This window comes from Streptomyces lanatus (genome assembly GCF_014655715.1).
GTDB lineage: Bacteria > Actinomycetota > Actinomycetes > Streptomycetales > Streptomycetaceae > Streptomyces > Streptomyces lanatus.
Window position 1 is genome coordinate 253,146 of the sequence record NZ_BNBM01000010.1, and the last position, 21,342, is coordinate 274,487.

The following is a 21,342-nucleotide window of genomic DNA, read 5'->3' on the forward strand; positions in this document are numbered from 1 at the left end:
TGAACGGGTTGCTATTTGAAGCGCAGGGCCTTCATCAGGCGCAGGCTGCGGCTCATGAACTGCGCGTACTTCTCGTCGTCCATCCCCAGCGACGGCGCCATCGGCAGCAGCCTCTGCTGGGCCACCGTCTGGGCCTCCGTGTACTTGAGGATGCCCTCGGAGCCGTGGCGGCGGCCGAGGCCGGAGTCCTTCATGCCGCCCATGGGCGACTGGACGCTGCCGTAGGCGGGGGCGTAGCCGTCGTTGACGTTGACGGTGCCGGTGCGCAGGCGGGCGGCGACGGCGCGGCCCCGGCCGCCGTCCTTCGTCCAGACCGACGAGTTGAGGCCGTACGGGGTGGAGTTGGCGTGCTCGACCGCCTCGTCCTCGGTCTTGAAGCGGTAGATGGAGACGACCGGGCCGAAGGTCTCCTCGGAGCAGACGGTCATGTCCGGTACGACGCCGTCGAGGATCGTCGGCTCGAAGAAGTACGGGCCGACGTCGGGACGGGCCACGCCGCCCGCGACCAGCTTCGCGCCCTTGGCCACGGCCTCCTCGACGTGCCGGGTGACCGTCTCCAGCTGGCGTTCGCCGACCAGGGAGCCCATGTCGGCGCCGTAGGCGAGGGACGTGCCGAGCCGCATCGCCTTGGTGCGGGCGGCGAAGCGCTCGACGAAGGCGTCGGCGATGGACTCGTGGACGTAGAGCCGCTCGATGGAGATGCACAGCTGCCCGGCGGAGGAGAAGCAGGCGCGGACGGCGCCCGCGGCGGCCTTCTCCACATCCGCGTCCGCCAGGACCAGCATCGCGTTCTTGCCGCCGAGTTCGAGGGAGACGCCGACCAGACGGGCCGCGGCGCCCTGGGCGACCTCGCGGCCGGTGCGGGTGGAGCCGGTGAAGGAGACATAGTCGGCGTGCTTGACGACCTCGGGGCCGACGACGGGGCCCTCGCCGAGGACGACCTGGAAGACGTCGGCGGGCAGACCGGCCTCGATGAGCAGGTCACGGGCCCAGAGGGCGGTGAGGCAGGTCTCGGTGTCCGGCTTCATGACGACCGCGTTGCCCGCCACGAACGCCGGGAGCGCGTCGCCGACGGACAGCTCCAGGGGGTAGTTCCAGGGGGCGATCTGGCCTACGACACCGCGCGGGTGACGCAGTTCGGTGACCTTCGTCAGCGTCGGCATGGCGCCCGCGTGCCGCTTGGGCTTGAGGTACGCGGGTGCCTTACGGCCGTAATGGCGGGCCGCGACGGCGACGGCCTGCACCTCCTCGTGGGCGTGCAGACGGGCCTTGCCGGTCTCCAGCTGGACGAGGTCGAGGACCTCCGCCTGGCGCTCCAGCATCAGGTCATGGAAGCGGAGCAGGACGGCGGCACGCTGCCGCACCGGGACCTGCGCCCAGACGGCCTGCGCCGCGCGGGCCGCCTCGAAGGCCTTCTCCACATCCTCCGGCGTGGATTCCGGCAGGTCGGCCAGCTTCTCGCCGGTGAACGGCGTGTGGTTCGCGGTACGTCCTGAGCCGACCACGCCCTTGGTGAGCTGGGCCACCAGCTCCGGCGTCACCACGTCGGCGGCGGTACGGGCGCCCTGCGGGGCGGGGGCGAGAGGGTTGGTGCCGGTCTTGGCCGGGGCCTGCGCGTCCGTCATGAGGCGCAGGGTATTCCGGCACGGAGCCTTTGTGTACCCGTCGGTAACGGGGATTCACCGAGTGCTCACATGACGCCAGTGTCCACTGGCAACAAACGCGCTGATCAGGGCGTTGCCGAGTCGGTGCCGGATCACTCGATGACGAGTCGGTCACGGGCGCCCTTGAAGACCGCGGTGCCCTTCTTCTCCGTGGGCGTGCCCTTGGGCATGTCGACGCGCAGCTCGTACATGCGGTCGTCGCCGGTGACGACGATCAGCTGCATGACGCGGCTAGGGGACTCCTCCATGTCGTAGGTGGTGTCGGAGAGGACGGCGTCGTAGCCCTTGAAGGTGGTGCGGGTGGACTGGGTGCTGGCGTCGTGGTTGTAGCTGTCCCAGGTGTCGTGCGCCTCCTGCGCCTGGTCGAGGAGAGGGCGGGGCGACTTGTCCCACTTGGTGAGGCGGACCTGGACCAGGCCGATGTCGTAGACGACGAGGCGGGGCTGGTCGTTGGCACTGCCCTCGCGCGCCATCTCCTTGTACTCGGCGGGGAGGTAGAGGACGGCGCCCATGTCCTTCTCCCGGTGCTCGGTCCACGTACCGGGGGTGTTCGTCGGGGGCGAGCTGTGGGTGGGGGTCAGCTCCTTGGCCTGGTCGTCCCTTCCCTTCCCCTTGTCCTTGTCGGCGAGGACGGAGGCCGTGAACCAGGTGCCGGCGACGAGGAGCAGAGCGAGGAGGGTCACGGGGAGGGGGCGCAGCAGGCGCGGGCGGCGCGGGGGTTTCGAGGCGGTGGCGGTCGCCGGCTCGGGTGCGGGGGCCGTCGCCGGTTCGGGTGCGGGCCCGGACACCGGCTCACCCACCAGCCGTACGGTCCCGGCGTCCTCCGCGAACTCCCGTAAACCGGAGGCGTCCTGAGGTCCCGAGGCCGCGGGCCCCGGCACCGGCCAGCCCTTGACGACCGCTTCCAGCGCCGCCCCGACCTCGTCCGCGTCGGGCCGCTGCTCGGGGTCCTTCACCAGCAGCCGCACGATCAGCGACCCGAGCGGGCCCGCCTGTTTCGGCTCGGGCGGATCGGCGGCGAGGATCGCGGCGAGCGTGGACTCCAGGGTCGTACGGCGAAAGGGCGACCAGCCCTCCACGGCGGCGTAGAGGAGGACGCCGAGCGACCACAGGTCGGAGGCGGGTCCCGCGCCACGGCCGGACATCCGCTCGGGCGCGATGAACTCCAGGGAGCCGACGAACTCGCCGCTGACGGTGAGGGATTCCTCGCCCTGGATGTGCGCGATGCCGAAGTCGGTGAGGACGACGCGGCGGTGCGCGCCCAGCAGCACGTTGGCGGGCTTGACGTCGCGGTGGACGATGCCGACGGTGTGCGCGGCACGCAGGGCGCCGAGGACGGCGATGCCGATACGGGCGGCCTCGGTCGCCTCGACGGGGCCGCGCTGGAGGACCTCGTGCAGGGACTCGCCGCGGACCAGCTCCATGACGATCCAGGGCAGTCCGTCCTCGTCCACGACCACGTCATGGATGGAGACGGCGGCCGGATGGTCGACGCGGGCGGCGGCGCGGGCCTCGCGGTACAACCGGTTGGCGGCGCGCTGATGCGCGGCGTCCTCCGGATCGCCGGGCAACCTCGGCTGCTTGACGGCGACTTCACGGTCCACCAGTTCGTCCAGCGCCCGCCAGACGGTGCCCATGCCGCCCGAGCCGATGCGCTCGACGAGGCGGTAACGCCCGCCGATCACACGCCCGTTGGGTCCGGTGCGGCCACCGTCATCGCTCATGTCCCATGCCTACCTTGCGGGGTGGGCGGTTCGCCAGTTCAGTGCTGCTCGATGTCCAGGTTCGCGATGGTCGTCCGCGCGACTTCACGTCCGCGGTCGGTGAAGTCGCCCCTGCCGGGGTAGTTGACGGTGAGTTTGTACATGTCTCCCGCGGAGGTCTTGTAGTAGAAGACCCTCATCTCGCGCGGGCGCGGGTTCTGGCTGTCGCTGGTGGTGTAGACGACGGTGTTCTCGGCGGCCTTCTTGCCCTGGTACGTGATCTCGCCCTCGGGCTTGGTCTTCGCGCCCGCGCTGGAGATGCCGAGGTCGTAGGCGCTGCCGTCCTTGAAGTCGCTGTTGTCGTCGTACATCTCGGCGGCGGCGGAGTCGGCGATGCTGCTGCCGGTGTCCTCGGCCTTCTTGTCGAGCCTCAGGCCGATCCAGATGGCGCCGCTCTCGTCGGTGTACGTGACCCAGTGGTCGTCTTCCGTCTTGTCGGGCACGGTCCGCTTGTAGCCGTCGGGCACCGCGACGGAGGCGCCGAGGGCCTTCTCCTCACGCACCTTCCAGTGGTCCGGCAACGGCCCCGCGAACGGATCGGCGATCACCAGATACGCCGCCACCGCGCCCGCGACCACCGCCGCGGCGATACCGAGCAGCGCCTTGGGGCCGAGCCGGATGCCGCGCTTGACGCTCTCCGGGATCCGTACGACCTGGGTGGCGGCCTGCACCGGCGGATTGGCCGCCTGCTCCAGCAACGCACGCGTCTGCGCGGCGTTGGGGCGGCGTGCCGCGTCCTTCTGGAGGAGGCCGTTGATGGCCTCGGCGAGCGGGCCCTGCGCGGAGGCGGGCGCCGCGGGCACGGCGTTGAGGACGGACTGGAGGGTCGCGGGGGTGTTGCTGCGCCGGAACGGCGAGACGCCCTCCGTCGCCGCGTAGAGGACGACGCCGAGGGACCAGAGGTCGCTGGCCGGTCCGGGCCGCTGGCCCAGCACCCGCTCGGGCGCGATGTACTCGGGCGAGCCGACGAAGCCGCCGGTGTCGGTGAGGTTGGTCTCGCCCTCGATCTGGGCGATGCCGAAGTCGGTGAGCACGACGCGGTCATGGCGGCCGAGGAGGACATTGTCCGGCTTGACGTCGCGGTGCAGGATGCCCGCCGCGTGCGCGGCCTCCAGCGCGCCGAGCACTTCGAGGCCGATCCTCGCCGCGTCCCGGGCGCCGAGCGTGCCCTCCTGCAGCGCGGCGCCCAGCGAACGGCCCTGCACCAGCTCCATCACGATCCACGGCCTGCCGTCCACGACGGCCACGTCATGCACGTTCACGACCGCGGGGTGATCGAGCCTGGCCGCGGCGCGTGCCTCGCGGCGCATCCGCTCATACGCGTTGGCGCGTTCGCGTTCGGGAAGGTGATCCGGTACGCGGGGCTCCTTGACGGCGACCTCGCGGTCCACCGTCTCGTCCTTGGCCCGCCAGACCGTCCCCATGCCGCCGTGCCCGAGCTTGGCGAGCAGCCGGTAACGACCGGCTATCAGACGTCCGGTGCCGGGGTCGGGGTCGGGGGTGGCAGCGGGGGCGGCAGGGGCGGCGGCCTGAGCGGGCGCCGCGTACGGGTTGTCCGGGTGCGGGACGGGCGCGGACGGGTTCGACTGCGGCGCCCTCGGCGGTTGCAGTTCAAAACTCGTCGGCTCGTCGGACCGGTAAGGGGCTCCCCCGTTGCTGCTCATGGCTCCATTCGTATCGCGGCCGGCTCGCAGGTAGCCAGTTGGAATGCTTTCCAGTCACAGAGCCGTGACTCAGCGCGTCACTTATCTCGCCTTTATTCGGATTTGGTGGGGACGGGGGACTTGGTGGGGACGGGGGATCTGGTGGGTACGGGAGTCGACGTACTCGACGAGGGGGTCGGGCTCGGCGAAGGCGACCTCCCGGGCGAGCTGGAGTGCCCCGTCGACACGGACGTACCCGGCGTCGAACCGCTCGGCACGACGCCCCCGTCCCCACCACCCCCGTTCACCAGCAGCGCCGCCGCCGACACCCCTGCCACCGCCATCGCGGCGACCAGCATGACGGTGGCCAGAACGCTGCGCGGCGAGTACGGGCGCCCCACACTGCTGAACCGTTTCGGCAAAGCGGTGAGCCCCGTATCCAGGAACTCCCGCAGCATCCGCTCCGCGCCCACGGCGTCCAGCCGCAGCCCCGGATCCCGCTCCAGCAGCCCTTGCACGACCGGCAGGATCGGCGCCGCCTGCGCGGGCGGACGTATCTCGTCGGACACCACGGCGAGCACGACGCCGCTCAGCGAGTCCCGCCGGAACGGTGACTCACCGCTGAGCGCCGCGCACAGCAGCGCACCCACCGACCACAGATCGGAGGCGGGACCGGTGCCGCCCCCGGACATCCGCTCGGGTGCGGTGTACTCGGGCGAGCCGACGAACGAGCCGGACTCGGTGAGCGTGGACGAAGCGCCCGGCACCTGGGCGATGCCGAAGTCGCTCAGCACGACACGGTCGGTACCGTTCTCGATGAGGACGTTGGCCGGTTTGATGTCCCGGTGCAGCACCCCGGCCTCGTGCGCCGCGCGCAACGCGCTCAGCAGATCGGCGCCGATCCGGGCGGCCTCCCGAGGGTCGACGGGCCCGGCGGCGGCGATCCGGTCGGCGAGGGTGCGGCCGTCGATCAACTCCATGACGATGTACGGCCGTTCGTCGCCCTCCACGACATCCTGGACCACGTCATGGACGACGATGACATGCGGATGGCTCAGCTGGGCCAGCGCCTGGGCCTCGCGCAAGGTGCGCTCACGCTGCCGCCGGGCGTCGGCCGCGGAGAGCGTCTCGTCGAGGGGCAGCTCCTTGACGGCCACCCTGCGCCCGAGCAACTGGTCGGTGGCCCGCCATACGACGCCCATGCCGCCGCTACCGAGCCTCGCCTCCAGGCGGTAACGCCCCGCGATCACACGGAAGTTGGCCCACTCGGTCCCCATGCGCCCCATCATGCCGCACCGGACGGATCGACTCCGGGGTGCCGATCGGCCAACTATGCAAAGGAGCAAACGACTTCAAAAGCCGCCCTGCGACCCGGATCGGCCACCCCGCCGGGGGTCTCAGGAACTGCTCGCCTGCCAGCCCTTGAGGACCGCCGAGAACTGCTTCCGAGTCGGCTCCCAGTCCTTCACCGGCGAGGAGATGTAGATCGCGTACTCCGTGCCGTCCCGGTCGATGTACGCCTGGTCGATGGCGCGGCGCGGCCCCGGGAAGGGCGTGTCCTTGGGCTGCGCGGTCCAGGTGTAGTCCCACAGGGCGCCGTCGCGGTCGCGGTAGAGGTTCTCCTTCAGGGACACCCGCTGATAGCCGACCAGCCGCCGGCTCACCTGCTGCTCCAGGTCGGCCATGTGGTCGTAGGCCTTCGCGAAGTCGGGCGAGGTGTCCACGGCGATCCGCACGAAGTGCTCACCGCCGTCCGGCGTGTAGTCGACCTGCTGGAGGCCCTCGTACTCCTTGCCGACGACCTCCCGCTCCCAGCCCTTGGGCAGATAGAGGCTGAAGCCGAGGGGGTCCTTGTACTGGACCCAGGACGACGGAACGCCGCCCTCCGGCCCCACCGACTCACCCTCGGTGGGACCCTGAGTGGACGATGACGAGGCCGGCGTACCGCCGCCGCCCGGCAGCCCCCACTTCTGGAGCACCACCGCGGTACCGCCGCCGATGATCGCGGCGAGCGCGATGACGAGGGCGAGCGTGCGCAGCCGGCGGCGCTTGCGGGGCGGGTGGGCGGACGGACCGTGCGGGGCTCCGGTGCCCGAGGTGTCGTACGGCCGTCCGATCGTCGTCGGCCGGCCCATCGGGGGGTACGGCGTGCTGGTGGCCGGGGTCGCGGGCCCGGTGGGAGCGTGCGGGGGCATCCCGGCGTGCGAGGGCGTCCCGGCGTGCGGGGAGCCCGTGTGCGCCTCCGGCGGGTACCCCGCGCTGTGGTATCCGCCGCTGTGCGCCTCCGGCTCGTACCGGTTGTGCTGGGTCGGCACATACACCTGCGCCGCATGCGGCCGGCGCCCCTCCGCCGCCTCGGCCAGCATCTGCTCGGCCTCTGCCGCGTCGGGGCGGGTGGCCGGATCCTTGCGCAGCAGGGCGGTGATCACGGGCGCGAGCGGTCCCGCGTACTGCGGATCGGCCGCCTCCTCCTCGACGACCGCCTGCATGGTGCCCAGCGGAGAGGTACGGCGGAACGGCGAGCGGCCCTCGACGGCCGTGTACAGCGTCGCGCCGAGCGCCCACAGGTCAGAGGAGGGGCCGGGGTCATGGCCGCGGACCCGCTCGGGGGCGAGGTAGTCGACCGAGCCGACCACCTCTCCGGTGCGGGTGATGGTGGTGTCGCCCTCGATCTGGGCGATACCGAAGTCGGTCAGCAGGACGCGGCCGTCGTCGGCGGAGAGCAGTACGTTGCCGGGCTTGACGTCGCGGTGCAGCACCCCGGCGGAGTGCGCGGCGCGCAGCGCCCGCAGCACCCACAGGCCGATCCGGGCGGCCTCGGCCGGCTCGACGCGTCCCTGCTCCTTGACGGCGTCGGCCAGCGAGTGGCCCTCGACCAGCTCCATCACGATCCACGGCCGACCGTCGTGCTCCAGCACATCGTGCACGGTGACGACGGCCGAGTGATTGATCCGCGCGGCGGCCCGCGCCTCGGCCCGGGTACGGGCCAGCAAGCGCTCCTGGTCACTCTCGGAGACGTAGAGCGCGGCGGTCAGCTCCTTGATGGCGACGGCCCGATGCAGCACCTCATCGTGCGCACGCCAGACCCGGCCCATACCGCCGCTGCCGATCGCGTCGGCGAGCCGGTAGCGACCCGAAACGAGCTGGCCCTGCATCTGATTCACGTTGCCCCGCATTGCTCTTGACAGGGTCAGGTTAAGGACCGGCCGACGCGACCGGAACCACGGGGGTGCCAAGGAGACCGCACTGTGATGGTTGTCGCTTTCGACATCTGGAAGCAACCATCACCCTGCGTCCGCGCACCACGTCATCCGGTGACCTGATACGTCGCCGAGGCCTGCTCGAACAGCCGCGTCACTTCGTCCCGCTCGGCGTCCGGGCCACGCAGCTGCACCACGTGGTACCGCCCGTCGACCAGTATCGCGAGATTGCGCACGAACAGCTCGCGCCCCTGGCCATCGGTCCAGGTGAACTGCCCCTCGGCCATGATCCGCTCGCCGACCTGAATGGTCTTCAGCCCACCGGAGGAGGCCCAGCTGGAGTCACGGTAGGGCTGCAACTCCCGCTCGTGCTCCCGCTGGTAGACCATCGGGTCGCTGCCGTACTGCTCCGCGGTGTCCCGCCCCGGCACGAGGACGAGGTCGAAGTCGCCGTGCGAGTACACGATCTGCCCGCTTCCGTTCTTCGGCGCGCGGTTCCATCCATTGGCCACCGCGACCTGGAATCCCGCGTCGTCCTTACGCAGCGTGAAGCCATCGGGGACGTCGGGGTCGTTGCTCTGCGTCTCGTCGGAACCGGCCGACTCCGAGGGGCCGTTGCCGGACTCCGGAGTGGTCTGGTCGGGCCGCGGCTCGCTGCTGGCGTCGGCCGAACCGTCGGGCTCCGCGTCGCCGACCTGGCCCGCGGCGCCGGTGCGACCGGCGTCGGCCGTGGCGCCTTCGCCCTGATCGGCCTTCGGCATGAACATCATGGCGTACGCGATCGCCGCGGCCATGCCGAGCAGCACCAGCACCAGCAGCGTCCGCCCGAGCCTGCGGGGCGAATGCTCCGCCTCCCGCTTGGCCCGCTTGTGCCGCCCGTGATGCGCGGGCAGCCCGGCCCGGCGCCTGCGCACCAGCTCACCGCGGCGCCGCACGATGGGCAGCCGGTTCGGATCGACCGGCGGCGCGGCGACGACATGCGCACCGGCCTCCGGCTCCGGCGCGGACCGCACCAGCGAACGCAGCCAGCCCCGCAACTCCTCGAAGTCCAGGCGCTCGGTGGGGTCCTGACGCAGCAGCGACTCCACGACGGGCCTGAGCGAACCGCACTCCTCGGCGTACGCGGGCGGCTCCGCGCACACCATCTGCACCAACTCGGCCGTCGACTCCTCCGGATACGGCGCATGCCCCTGCACCGCCCGGAACAGCAACGCCCCCAAAGCCCAGAGATCCGTCGCGGGCCCGATCGGCGCGGCCAACTGCCAGTTCTCATGCACCGGCCCCGCCTGCTCCGGCGCCCATCGCTCGGTCACGGGCCCCACGACAGCCATCCGAGCCTGCCGCGCCCGCTCCGCGGCGAGCGCGGTGGCGGGACCTCGGGTGCCGCGGGGGGTGGGGGTGGGGGTGACGAGGTCGTTCCAGCGGGTGGGGGGTGGAGTGGGCGTGGAGGTGGGGGTGGGCGCGGGGGTGCCGGGCTTGGTGAGTGGGGTGGGGGTGCCGGGGGCCGGGAGACCTGGCCCGGAGGGGTTAGCGGGAGTCGGGAGGCCCTGGGCCGGGAAAGCGCCGGTGTCCGGGCCCGCCGAGGGCAGGGCCACCCGCCCGGTGCTGTCGTCGGTCGGTGTGCCACCGGCGCCTATGCGCGGCGCGGCGCCGTGCCAGGGCGTGGCCTGTACACCGTACGGGTCGGCGATCTGCCCCGGGGGCGTCGTCGCGCCGTTGCCGGAGGGGTACGGCTGCTGCGCCGCGCCGTTGGTCTGGGGTGACGGGCCCACTTCGGGCATCGTGCGGGCCCCGGGCAACGCGACGCGTCCGTTCTGCCCGCCCTCCTGCACCCGGGCAGCGGCACGGGCGCCGGCCCGATACGCGGCGATCGCCCCGGCACGCGCGGCCCTGATGTCCCCACCGGCCTCCAGCGCACCGCGCGACTCCGCCGAACCATCCGCGTCGGCGCTCGCGTCGGCTCCGGGCACCGGCAGCCCACCGGCCGCCCGCGCCTCGATGGCAGCTCGCCGAGCGGCCTCGGGATCCGTGGCACCGGAAGGCCCAGGGGCACCGAAGCCCCCGCCGGTAGCCGGTCCACCGCCCGGAACCGGCCCGGCACCCGGTGCGGTACCGCCCCCGGTCTCGCCCCCGCCCCCGTCCTCGGCCGGCACCGGGTCATACCCGCACAGTGCCTCCTCCGCGGCCCCGACCGCGAGCCCGGTCAGCATGACCCGGCCGTCGTCGCAGACGAGCACCGTGCGGGCGGTGATGTTGCGGTGGACCCAGCCATGCGCATGCAGTACCCGCAGCGCCATGAGCACATCGGAGGCGACCTCGGCCGCCCGATACGGAGTCAGGGGCTTCTCGGCGAGCAGCGCGGCCAGCGGACGGGCGGCCACCAACTCACTCACTATCCACAACGAGCCGCCCTCGGCGAACACGTCGAAGACCTGGTCGAGCCGCGGATGGTCGGGGATCCGCGCCGTGGCCTGCGCGGCCTCGACCGCCCGCCGTACGGCGGGGTCGCTGGGCCGGCGCGGACTCGAAGGCGCCGAGGGCCGTCGCCCCGCCCCGCGCTCCCTGGTGTCCCGAGGGGTGAAGCCGTCGGGCAGCCCCTCGGCGTCGAGCACCTCAGCCTCGACGACTTCGGGCAACGGCACCTGCCGGACCAGGACTTCCTGCCCGCTGTAGGTGTCGAAGGCCCGGGTCTCGGTGAGTTCGTACTCGTCGGAGGGCGGCAGCGGCAGGCGGTAGCGGTCGGCGAGTACGCGACCCGCGTAGTCCTCCACGTTGCCTCCCCCGGCCGCCCGGTTGGTCAATTCCGTTCGCCTTGCGTCGCGTTCCGGACGCCCGACTGAATGCGCACGGTCCGCAAGCTTTCACGATACGTGCCGGAGGCAACCCACAAAGAGGGGTTGCCGGATCTCACCGTTCAAACCCCAACTTCACAAGCCGAAACGCCTACCGCTCACCTCACGATTTCGGCTTGAACGAACCGGTCAGGGTGTTCCATGTGTCCTTGCGCAGCTCGCTGTCCCAGTCGGCGGCCTTCGCGCTGTACATCAGCGCATAGCCCTGATGGTCGTTCACGACGAACCCACGGTCGATCGTCCGGTACTTCGTACCGCCCTCGGCATAGGTGAACTCCCAGTCGGCGGTGTTCCAGCCGCGGTACTCCACCGCCTCTATACGGATCCTGTCGTACTGCGAGCGGCCCATGTACTGCTCCTGGTTCTTCCAATCCGCCACCGGGTCGTCCTGCGGCGTGGACGTCCAGGCGATGAGCAGCTTCTGCCCGTCGGGCCCGGTGAACCGGTCGCCCGCCGACCCCGAGGACTGGAACTTCCATGCCTCGGGCAGCCCGATCGAGTACCCCTGACCGCCCTTGTGCGTCGAGGCGGCCCCGCTGTCCCCACCGGACCCCGCCTCGGCGCCGCTGCCACCGGTCGCGCTGGCCTCGGCACTCGGCGTCTTCCCGGCGTCCGCGTCGGAACCCGACCCGGAGCCATCGCTACCGGACTTGTCGCCGTCCGTACGCGTACCGTCGTCCTGGTCCTTCTTGGTGTCCGCACTCGCGCTCGCCTTGGCGGAGGCCTTGGCCCCGCCCCCGCCGGAAGCCCCGGTGGAGTCACCGCCGTCGCGCAGCGCGATGGCCAGCACCACACCGATCACGGCGAGCGCCACGACCACCGCGATGATCACCAGGGTCCGCCTGGGCACCACATCGGTCAGCGGCGCTCTCGGCGCGGGCCGCGGCGGCAGATCCGGTGGCGGCATCACGGGCCATCCCGAACTCCGCCCCCCGCTCTGCCCGTTCCCCGCCTTCGCCTCCCGCTCACCAGAACCGGCTCCGGCACCGGCCTCGGCACCCACGGCGGAACCGGAAGCCCCGGAACCCGGCTCCGAACTCCCGGCCCCCGTGGACGCCCCAGCGGCCGCGCCACCGTCGGACTCGGACTGGGATTGGGACTGGGAAACCGCCTTCTCACTCCCGGACCTGCCACGCACGGCAGCCCCGGCCGCCCCCGCACTCACCGCGGCCTTCCGCACGGAACGCAACGCCCCGCGCAACCGCTCCCCGGCCTCCTCGCCCCGCTTCCCCGCTTCCCCGGACCCAGCCCCGGACCCGGCATCCGAGCCCGAACGCCCCTTGCCCTTGGTCCTGTCCGGCTGCGGCGGCAACGGCACGACCTTGGTCGCGTCCACCGGCTCCGGCTCGTCCTTCGGCTCGGGCGCATGGATGACGGCGTTGAGCATCGCCCGCGCACCGGCGTCGTCCAGCCGCTTCTCGGGGTCCTTGGTGAGCAGGCCGTAGATGACGTCCTTCAGCGGTCCGGCGTTCTTCGGCTCCTCCAGCGGCTCGGTCATCACCGCGGTGAGCGTGGCGATCGCGGAGCCCTTGTCGTACGGCGGCACACCCTCGACCGACGCGTACAACAACCCGCCGAGCGACCACAGATCGGCCGCGCGACCCGGCTTGTGACCGCGGGCCCGCTCCGGGGAGATGTAGGAGGGCGCGCCGACGAGCATGCCGGTCGAGGTGATGGACGGGTCGCCCTCGACCTGGGCGATGCCGAAGTCGGTGAGCACGACCCGGTCGGTGTCGGACTCCAGCAGGACGTTCGACGGTTTCACGTCGCGGTGCAGGATGCCCTCACGGTGCGCGGAACGCAGCACGTCCAGCACGGCCAGACCCACCTGCGCCGCCCGCTTGGGCTCCAGCAGGCCGTCCTCCCGGATGACCTCGGCGAGCGACTTGCCCTCGACGAGTTCCATCACGATCCACGGCCGGTCGTCCTCGTCGACCACGTCGAACACGGTCACCGCGCTGTTGTTGCGGATCCGCGCGATCGCCTTGGCCTCACGCAGGGTGCGCGTGATCAGCCGCCGCTTCTCCTCCTCGTCGATGTTCGACGGGAATCGAAGCTCCTTGACGGCGACGGTCCGCCCCAGCGTCTCGTCGATGGCACGCCAGACCGTGCCCATGCCGCCCCGGCCGAGCACTCCTCCGAGCCGGTACCGACCCGCGAGGAGACGCTCACGGTCGTCCTGACGAGTGTCCTGACGGGATGTCCCCGCCCGCTCCGCCTCCGACATGCGTCCCCTCATACAACCCGCCCTGACAGAGCCTCCATTGTCTCTCACCCGACAAGTGCCCGGCGCCCAGGGTGCCCCTGGCACCGCCACCCGACCGCACGACCCGGGCATCTCGCTCCCGAAGCACCCGGGGCCCGTCGCATCGCGCCTTCCGCCACCCGGCATGATGAGCCGCGACAAGGGAGGAACCCGTATGGCCCGACCGTCGATGCCACCGCTTCGGACCCTACTGGCCGTTCCTGTGCTCCTGACGATTCTCGGCCTCGTGTCCCCGGCGGTCCTCGGCGTGTCCCTCACCGACTGGTCGGCCCTCACCGCCTCGTCGCCCTCCAGGCAGCCCCCCGCGACAAACGCCCTCCTCGCACGGCTCGTCACCCGGGGCAAGGCCCCCGCAGCGGCCTTGCTGACCCGCGAGAGAACAGGCACCCGTTACGTCCGGGCCGGCCAGGGCATCGCCCGCGCCGACCACTTCCGCGCCGGCAGCATGACGAAGACCTTCATCGCGACGGTCGTGCTCCAACTGGCCGCCGAGCGACGGCTGTCCCTGTCGGACACGGTGGAGCGGCACCTGCCGGGCCTGGTGCGCGGGGCGGGCAACGACGGGCGCGCGCTGACCCTTCGTTCCCTGCTGACCCACACCAGCGGCCTGTACGACTTCACCGCGACGACCGGGGGCACCGTCCCCGTCACCCCGCTTCAGGCCGTACGCATCGCGCTCACCCACCCTCCTGCCGACATCGGCGGCTTCTCCTACTCGAACACCAACTACGTGCTGCTCGGCCTGGTCATCGAGCGGGTCACCGGCCGCTCGTACGCCGTGGAGGCCGAGCGGCGCATCATCGCTCCGCTGGGTCTGACCGGCACCTCCTTCCCTGGATCCCGCACCTCGCTGCCCACCCCGCACGGCCGCGCCTACGCCACCGACGGGACTGATGTCACCGAACTCGACCCCCGGGTGGCGGGCGCGGCCGGCGAGCTGGTGACCACGCTCGCCGACCTCGACCGCTTCTACGCCGCGCTGCTGGGCGGCCGGTTGCTGCCCTCGCACTGGCTGCGCGAGATGCTCGACACCCGTGCCGCACACGGCTCGTACGGCATGGGGCTCATCCCCGTGAAACTGCGCTGCGGCACCGTCGTATGGGGGCACAACGGGCGCATCTCCGGCAGCTACGTGCGCTCCGCGGCCACCGTCGGCGGTCGTCGTGTCCTGACCTTCCGGGTGAACACGACGGCGATCGCAGATCCCGGCCTCGAACCCCGGCTGCTCGCCGCCGAGTTCTGCCCTCGCACCCGGTAGAACGGCCGGGGTTCGAGCAGAGATCCCGACCTCGACCACCCGTTCGGGTGACGTTCTCCGCCCGTGACGCGGCCGGCGCGCCTGACCCCTGGCCCTTGGTCCTTGGTCCTTGGCCCCTGGCTCCCGGCCCCCCCGGCTCCTACAACGGCACGATGTCCGGCGCCCCCAACCGCGCCGCGTCCGCCGTCAGGTCGTCCGGCTGGCGCTGCGACTCCCGTTCGGCCTCCACCCGCTTCTGGTAGTGCTCGATCTCGCGCTCGATGTGGTCCTTGTCCCAGCCCAGCACCGGCGCCATCAGCTCGGCCGCCTCACGCGCACACCCCGTGCCGCGGTCGAACGTCTCGATGGAGATGCGGGTCCGCCGGGTCAGCGCGTCGTCCAGATGCCGTGCCCCCTCGTGCGAGGCGGCGTACACGATCTCGGCACGCAGATAGTCGTCGGCGGACTGCAGGGGCTCGCCCAGCGCGGGGTCCGCGGTGATGAGTTCGAGCACCTCCTCCGCGAGCGCGCCGAACCGGTTCAACAGGTGCTCGACACGGACCACATGAAGCCCGGTCCGCGCCGCGATCCGCGCTCGCGCGTTCCACAGCGCCCGGTATCCCTCCGCGCCCACCAGCGGGATGTCCTCCGTCACGCATTCGGCGACCCGCATGTCGAGCGCGTGCACCGCCGCGTCCACCGCGTCCTTGGCCATCACCCGGTACGTCGTGTACTTGCCGCCCGCGACCACGACGAGCCCCGGCACGGGATGCGCCACGGTGTGCTCGCGGGACAGCTTGCTGGTGGCGTCCGACTCCCCCGCGAGCAGGGGCCGCAGTCCGGCGTACACGCCCTCCACGTCGTCGCGTGTCAGCGGCACCGCGAGCACCGAGTTCACATGTTCCAGCAGGTAGTCGATGTCCGCGCTGGACGCGGCGGGGTGGGCCTTGTCGAGGTCCCAGTCGGTGTCGGTGGTGCCGACGATCCAGTGCCGGCCCCAGGGGATGACGAACAGCACGGACTTCTCGGTGCGCAGGATCAGCCCTGTCGAGGAGTGGATGCGGTCCTTGGGGACGACGAGGTGGATGCCCTTGGAGGCGCGCACATGGAACTGCCCGCGCTCGCCCACCATCGACTGGGTGTCGTCGGTCCACACCCCGGTCGCGTTGACGATCTGCTTGGCGCGGATCTCGTACTCCCCGCCCGCCTCGACGTCCTGCACCCGGGCCCCGACGACACGCTCGCCCTCACGCAGAAACGCGGTCACGCGCGCGCGGTTGGCGACTGTCGCACCGTAGGCCGCCGCCGTGCGCACGAGGGTGGCCACATAGCGGGCGTCGTCCATCTGGGCGTCGTAGTACTGCAGCCCGCCGACCAGGGCCTCCCGCTTCAGTGCCGGGGCGATGCGCAGGGCGTTGCGGCGGCTGAGGTGGCGGTGCATGGGCAGGCCCCGGCCATGGGTACGCGCCATCGACATGACGTCGTAGAGCATGACGCCGGCCCCGGCGTACAGCCGCTCCCAGCCCTTGTACTGAAGCGGATACAGGAACGGCACCGGCTTGACCAGGTGCGGGGCGAGCCGCTCAAGGAGCAGCCCACGCTCCTTCAACGCCTCCCGTACGAGTGCGAAGTCGAGCATCTCCAGATAGCGCAGGCCGCCATGGATCAGCTTGCTGGACCTGCTCGACGTGCCCGAGGCCCAGTCGCGGGCCTCGACCAGGCCGGTGGACAGTCCGCGCGTGACCGCGTCGAGCGCCGTGCCCGCGCCCACGACGCCGCCGCCCACGACCAGTAGGTCCAGCTCGCGCTCGGCCATTGCCGCCAGTGACTCGGCGCGCTCCGCCGGTCCCAGTGTCGCTGTCCTCACCGCTGCCTCCCGCTCATCGGTCGGTCAGGCCGCACCCGTCGGCGAAGCCCGGTTCGAACCCCCCATGCCCAAAATTCTGACCGGGTTGCCCGACTTCAGCCACCACTCACCCTCAGCCTGTGGACAACACTCACGGAAACGCGATCATTAAATGCCGCAAATCGGTCATATTTACTCCTAGTCTGACATTGCGCTCCCTCGTCCTGTCCACAGGGGTTGCGCACCTGCCCCGCTTCGGTTACTGGGAAGGACGGCCCACGCCATGCCCGCAGATCTCGCCGTCATCGGACTAGGCCCGTACGGCCTGCCCCTGGCCAAGGCCGCCATCGCCGTCGGCATCCCCACACTCGGCTACCGGACCGGGCCCGAGGCCGACTCCCTCAGCCCCGCCGAACTGCGCCGGATGCGCGCGGGGGGCTTCCGGCACGCCTCCAACCCCGCCGAGCTCGGCCGCGTACGCACCGCCGTCATCTGCCCGCCCACCCCGCGCGGCGCGGACGGCGGCCTCGACCTGAGCCAGCTGGAGACGGCCGCCCGCACCCTGGCCGCGCATTTGCGCCCGCACACCACCGTCATCCTGGAGTCGCCCGTACCCCCCGGCGCCACCGAGAACGTCCTGCGCCCGCTCCTCGAAGAGGGCTCCGGCATGCGCGCCGGCCGCGACTTCCACCTGGCCTACTCCCCCAGCCGTGTCGACCCCGGCAACCGCCACTTCACGCCCGCCAACACCCCCAAGGTGATCGGCGGCCTCACGCCCGCATGCACCGAGTCGGCGGCCGCCTTCTACGGCCGTCTCACCGACAAGGTGGTACGCGCGCGTGGCCCGCGCGAGGCGGAGACCGTGCAGGTCCTGGAGACCAACTTCCGGCACGTCAACATCGCCCTCGTCAACGAAATGGCCGTCCTCTGCCACGACTTGGGCGTCGACCTCTGGGACGTCATCCGCTGCGCCGAGACCAAGCCGTTCGGCTTCCAGGCCTTCCGCCCCGGCCCCGGCGTCGGCGGCCACGCCGTCCCGCAGGATCTCAACGGCCCCGCCGGCCGCACCCTGCGCATGGTCGAACTGGCCGAGCAGGTCAACAGCCAGATGCCGCGCTACGTCGTCCAGCGCGCCGCCACCCTCCTCAACGAGCACGGCAAATCCGTGCGCGCCGCCCGCATCCTCCTCCTCGGCGTCACCTACAAGCCCGACCTCGCCGACCAGCAGTCCACCCCCGCCCAGGAGGTCGCGACCCGCCTGCTGGAACTGGGCGCCTGCATCAGCTACCACGACCCCTACGTCGCCTCCTGGAGCGTCCTGGACCGGCCGGTGCCGCGCGCGGACGCCCTGTACGAGGCTGTGGCGGAGGCGGATCTGACGATTCTGCTTCAGCAGCATCGGACGTACGACTTGCAGGGCCTGTCGGTGAAGGCACAGCTGTTGCTGGATACGCGGGGGGCGGCGCCTACGGGGGCGGCGCATCGGTTGTGAAGGGGGGCGCGTGGGGTGCGTGAGCCTCCGGGGTTGGTGGCGTGGGACATGCTGCGCCGGTACCGTATGGAACAGGTGGAGCCCACCACAGTGGCCACTGCGATGGGCTCCGAACGGATTACGGGTGTCCGCCCCTAGTTCTCATAGGGGCGGCCGCTCACCGTCCGTAGTACCACAAGATGCACCTCCTCCGGAACTTCACCAGCCGAAGCCAGGTGCGATCCCAGCGGGTGGGCTTGCGGTGACGGCCCATGGGCGCGCCCCCTTCCACGATGCCGCCCAGTGGCCCGGTAGGCGGTCCGTCTGGAGCTCGGGCCGGGCCCCGAGGGCCGGGGTCCGGAACATCTCCTTGGAAGGGGGCGACCCAAGAGAACGGGTCGCCGATCACCGACATTACCGACTTCGCTCGCCCATTCAGCCCACATTCCCCCCCAAACGCAACCACGCGCCCCCTCCCGCCCAACGCGCCCCCACCCACCCCCACTTGGACACAAAGAGGGCCGGTCACCCCACCCGGAGTGACCGGCCCTTCCCTGACGCCTATGAGATGGCTACCGCATGTGCTGCGAGTCCGCCACCGTCACCTCAACCCGCTGGAACTCCTTGAGCTCGCTGTACCCGGTCGTGGCCATGGCCCGCCGCAGCGCCCCGAAGAAGTTCATCGAACCGTCCGGCGTGTGGGACGGCCCGGTGAGCACCTCCTCGATCGTGCCCACCATTCCCAGGTGCACCTTCTTGCCGCGCGGCAGCTCCTCGTTCACGGCCTCCATGCCCCAGTGGTACCCCTTGCCCGGTGCGTCCGTGGCACGCGCGAGCGGGGAGCCCATCATCACGGCGTCCGCACCGCAGGCGATCGCCTTCGGAAGGTCGCCGGACCAGCCCACGCCACCGTCCGCGATCACGTGGACGTATCGGCCGCCGGACTCGTCCATGTAGTCCCGGCGGGCCGCGGCCACATCGGCCACCGCCGTCGCCATCGGCACCCGGATGCCCAGCACATTGCGCGTGGTGTGGGCCGCGCCGCCACCGAAGCCGACCAGGACACCCGCGGCACCCGTCCGCATCAGGTGCAGGGCCGCCGTGTACGTGGCGCAGCCGCCGACGATCACCGGGACGTCGAGCTCGTAGATGAACTGCTTCAGGTTCAGCGGCTCGTGCGAGGACGAGACATGCTCCGCCGAGACCGTCGTGCCACGGATGACGAAGATGTCCACGCCCGCGTCGACGACCGCCTTGGAGAACTGGGCCGTGCGCTGCGGGGAGAGCGCGGCGGCCGTGACCACGCCCGAGTCGCGCACCTCCTTGATGCGCTGCCCGATCAGCTCCTCCTTGATGGGAGCGGCGTAGATCTCCTGGAGGCGGCGCGTGGCGGCCTCGGTGGGCAGCTCGGCGATCTCGTCGAGGAGCGGCTGCGGGTCCTCGTACCGCGTCCACAGTCCTTCGAGGTTCAGCACGCCGAGGCCGCCGAGCTCGCCGATGCGGATCGCGGTGGCCGGGGAGACGACCGAGTCCATGGGGGCGGCCAGGAAGGGCAGCTCGAAGCGGTAGGCGTCGATCTGCCAGGCGATCGAGACCTCCTTCGGGTCCCGCGTACGGCGGCTGGGGACGACGGCGATGTCGTCGAAGGCGTACGCCCGGCGGCCGCGCTTGCCGCGCCCGATCTCGATCTCAGTCACGTCTGTGGCCTTTCCCTGATGCGTTCAGCGTCTTCCAGTATCGCCGACGGGTACGACAAGGGCGGCCCCGGAGGTTCCGGGACCGCCCTCGGGAAGCCTGGCGTCTACTTGTTGCGGCTGTAGTTCGGCGCCTCGACCGTCATCTGGATGTCGTGCGGGTGGCTCTCCTTGAGGCCCGCCGAGGTGATCCGGACGAACTGGCCCTTGTCCTGGAGCTCGGGCACGGTGCTGCCGCCGACGTAGAACATCGACTGGCGCAGACCGCCGACCAGCTGGTGTACGACGGAGGACAGCGGGCCGCGGTAGGGCACCTGGCCCTCGATGCCCTCGGGGATCAGCTGCTCGTCGGAGGCGACGCCCTCCTGGAAGTAGCGGTCCTTGGAGAACGACTTGCGCTCGCCGCGGGTCTGCATGGCGCCGAGCGAGCCCATGCCGCGGTACGACTTGAACTGCTTGCCGTTGATGAAGAGCAGCTCGCCCGGGGACTCCTCGCAGCCCGCGAGCAGCGAGCCGAGCATCACGGTGTCGGCGCCCGCGACGAGCGCCTTGGCGATGTCGCCGGAGTACTGCAGGCCGCCGTCGCCGATGACCGGGATGCCGGCCGCCTTGGCGGCGAGCGCGGCCTCGTAGATGGCGGTGACCTGCGGGACACCGATACCGGCGACCACTCGGGTCGTACAGATGGAGCCGGGGCCGACGCCGACCTTGATGCCGTCCACGCCGGAGTCGATGAGGGCCTGGGCGCCGTCGCGGGTGGCGATGTTGCCGCCGATGACGTCGACACCGGAGGAGTTCGACTTGATCTTGGCGACCATGTCGCCGACCAGGCGGGAGTGGCCGTGCGCGGTGTCGACGACGATGAAGTCGACGCCCGCCTCGATGAGGGCCTGGGCGCGCTCGTAGGAGTCACCGGCGACGCCGACCGCGGCGCCGACCAGGAGGCGGCCCTTGGCGTCCTTGGCGGCGTTCGGGTACTTCTCCGCCTTGACGAAGTCCTTGACGGTGATCAGGCCCTTGAGGACACCCTCGTCGTCGACCAGCGGAAGCTTCTCGATCTTGTGGCGGCGCAGCAGCTCCATGGCGTCCACACCGGAGATGCCGACCTTGCCGGTGACCAGCGGCATCGGGGTCATGACCTCGCGGACCCGGCGCGTGCGGTCGGTCTCGAAGGCCATGTCGCGGTTGGTGACGATGCCGAGCAGCTTGCCGGCGCCGTCGGTGACCGGGACGCCGCTGATGCGGAACTTGCCGCACAGGGCGTCGGCCTCGGCGAGGGTGGCGTCCGGGTGGATGGTGATCGGGTTGGCCACCATGCCGGACTCAGACCGCTTCACCAGGTCGACCTGGTTGGCCTGGTCCTCGATGGAGAGATTGCGGTGCAGTACGCCGACGCCGCCCTGGCGGGCCATCGCGATCGCCATGCGCGACTCGGTGACCTTGTCCATGGCGGCGGACAGGAGCGGGATGTTGACCCGCACGTTCTTCGAGACGTACGAGGCGGTGTCGATCTCGTCCGGTGCCATGTCCGACGCGCCAGGCAGCAGCAGCACGTCGTCGTAGGTCAGCCCGAGAGTCGCGAATTTTCCGGGCACTCCGTCGACGTTGGCAGTCATGACACCTTCCCCAAATGGCCTTGATCGGTGCGGATGTCCATGCTAACGGGAAGCACAGCCAGCAAATTCCACGGTTCTCGATCGCTGAGG

Annotated in this window: 12 protein-coding genes; 2 read left to right on the forward strand and 10 right to left on the reverse strand. The window is 71.2% G+C overall.

What is annotated here, in order from left to right:
* Window positions 1-11: 11 nt before the first annotated feature.
* From IE325_RS26335 to IE325_RS26365, 7 genes are all read right to left on the reverse strand, one after another.
* Entirely contained in the window at window positions 12-1,625 is a 1,614-nt protein-coding gene (locus tag IE325_RS26335; RefSeq protein ID WP_190072532.1) for a succinic semialdehyde dehydrogenase, read from the reverse strand.
* Between the two features lie 131 nt (window positions 1,626-1,756).
* Window positions 1,757-3,388, reverse strand: coding sequence for a serine/threonine-protein kinase (locus IE325_RS26340; protein ID WP_190072533.1), 1,632 nt, complete (start codon window positions 3,386-3,388; stop codon window positions 1,757-1,759).
* Between the two features lie 38 nt (window positions 3,389-3,426).
* Complete coding sequence (locus tag IE325_RS26345; protein ID WP_190072534.1) at window positions 3,427-5,091, reverse strand: serine/threonine-protein kinase; 1,665 nt, start codon at window positions 5,089-5,091, stop codon at window positions 3,427-3,429.
* Between the two features lie 92 nt (window positions 5,092-5,183).
* The gene (locus IE325_RS26350; RefSeq protein WP_229912043.1) at window positions 5,184-6,347 is read right to left on the reverse strand and encodes a serine/threonine-protein kinase; all 1,164 of its coding nucleotides are present in this window, start codon (window positions 6,345-6,347) and stop codon (window positions 5,184-5,186) included.
* Window positions 6,348-6,467: 120 nt separating this feature from the next.
* The gene (locus IE325_RS26355; protein WP_190072535.1) at window positions 6,468-8,225 is read right to left on the reverse strand and encodes a serine/threonine-protein kinase; all 1,758 of its coding nucleotides are present in this window, start codon (window positions 8,223-8,225) and stop codon (window positions 6,468-6,470) included.
* 152 nt (window positions 8,226-8,377) lie between these two features.
* Window positions 8,378-11,041 carry a serine/threonine kinase C-terminal domain-containing protein gene (locus tag IE325_RS26360; protein WP_190072536.1) on the reverse strand — a complete coding sequence of 888 codons (2,664 nt, stop codon included), beginning with the start codon at window positions 11,039-11,041 and terminating at the stop codon, window positions 8,378-8,380.
* A 184-nt stretch (window positions 11,042-11,225) separates the two neighbouring features.
* Window positions 11,226-13,349, reverse strand: a complete 2,124-nt coding sequence (locus IE325_RS26365) for a serine/threonine-protein kinase (RefSeq protein ID WP_190072537.1) — start codon at window positions 13,347-13,349, stop codon at window positions 11,226-11,228.
* A 208-nt stretch (window positions 13,350-13,557) separates the two neighbouring features.
* On the opposite strand from IE325_RS26365, the gene IE325_RS26370 reads away from it, so the two are divergent.
* The gene (locus tag IE325_RS26370) at window positions 13,558-14,646 is read left to right on the forward strand and encodes a serine hydrolase domain-containing protein (protein ID WP_190072611.1); all 1,089 of its coding nucleotides are present in this window, start codon (window positions 13,558-13,560) and stop codon (window positions 14,644-14,646) included.
* Between the two features lie 139 nt (window positions 14,647-14,785).
* Here the strand turns inward: IE325_RS26370 and IE325_RS26375 are convergent, their stop codons facing one another.
* Window positions 14,786-16,492 carry a glycerol-3-phosphate dehydrogenase/oxidase gene (locus IE325_RS26375; protein ID WP_190072538.1) on the reverse strand — a complete coding sequence of 569 codons (1,707 nt, stop codon included), beginning with the start codon at window positions 16,490-16,492 and terminating at the stop codon, window positions 14,786-14,788.
* 262 nt (window positions 16,493-16,754) lie between these two features.
* Here IE325_RS26375 and IE325_RS26380 point away from each other — a divergent pair, with 262 nt between their 5' ends.
* Window positions 16,755-17,963 (forward strand): nucleotide sugar dehydrogenase, encoded by a 1,209-nt coding sequence (locus IE325_RS26380; RefSeq protein WP_190072539.1) that lies wholly within the window; start codon window positions 16,755-16,757, stop codon window positions 17,961-17,963.
* 551 nt (window positions 17,964-18,514) lie between these two features.
* Here the strand turns inward: IE325_RS26380 and IE325_RS26385 are convergent.
* Window positions 18,515-19,639 carry a GuaB3 family IMP dehydrogenase-related protein gene (locus tag IE325_RS26385; protein ID WP_190072540.1) on the reverse strand — a complete coding sequence of 375 codons (1,125 nt, stop codon included), beginning with the start codon at window positions 19,637-19,639 and terminating at the stop codon, window positions 18,515-18,517.
* 104 nt (window positions 19,640-19,743) lie between these two features.
* Window positions 19,744-21,252: an IMP dehydrogenase gene (gene guaB, locus IE325_RS26390; RefSeq protein WP_190072541.1), complete on the reverse strand. Its 1,509-nt coding sequence runs from the start codon at window positions 21,250-21,252 to the stop codon at window positions 19,744-19,746.
* Between the last annotated feature and the right edge of the window lie 90 nt (window positions 21,253-21,342).

Excerpts from the sequence above, each read along its gene's own strand:
- IE325_RS26355 (WP_190072535.1), bottom strand. The coding sequence starts at position 8,225 with ATGCAGGGCCAGCTCGTTTCGGGTCGCTACCGGCTCGCCGACGCGATC.
- guaB (WP_190072541.1), bottom strand. The coding sequence starts at position 21,252 with ATGACTGCCAACGTCGACGGAGTGCCCGGAAAATTCGCGACTCTCGGG.
- IE325_RS26340 (WP_190072533.1), bottom strand. The coding sequence starts at position 3,388 with ATGAGCGATGACGGTGGCCGCACCGGACCCAACGGGCGTGTGATCGGC.
- IE325_RS26365 (WP_190072537.1), bottom strand. The coding sequence starts at position 13,349 with ATGTCGGAGGCGGAGCGGGCGGGGACATCCCGTCAGGACACTCGTCAG.
- IE325_RS26350 (WP_229912043.1), bottom strand. The coding sequence starts at position 6,347 with ATGGGGACCGAGTGGGCCAACTTCCGTGTGATCGCGGGGCGTTACCGC.
- IE325_RS26380 (WP_190072539.1), top strand. The coding sequence starts at position 16,755 with ATGCCCGCAGATCTCGCCGTCATCGGACTAGGCCCGTACGGCCTGCCC.
- IE325_RS26345 (WP_190072534.1), bottom strand. The coding sequence starts at position 5,091 with ATGAGCAGCAACGGGGGAGCCCCTTACCGGTCCGACGAGCCGACGAGT.
- IE325_RS26370 (WP_190072611.1), top strand. The coding sequence starts at position 13,558 with ATGCCACCGCTTCGGACCCTACTGGCCGTTCCTGTGCTCCTGACGATT.
- IE325_RS26335 (WP_190072532.1), bottom strand. The coding sequence starts at position 1,625 with ATGACGGACGCGCAGGCCCCGGCCAAGACCGGCACCAACCCTCTCGCC.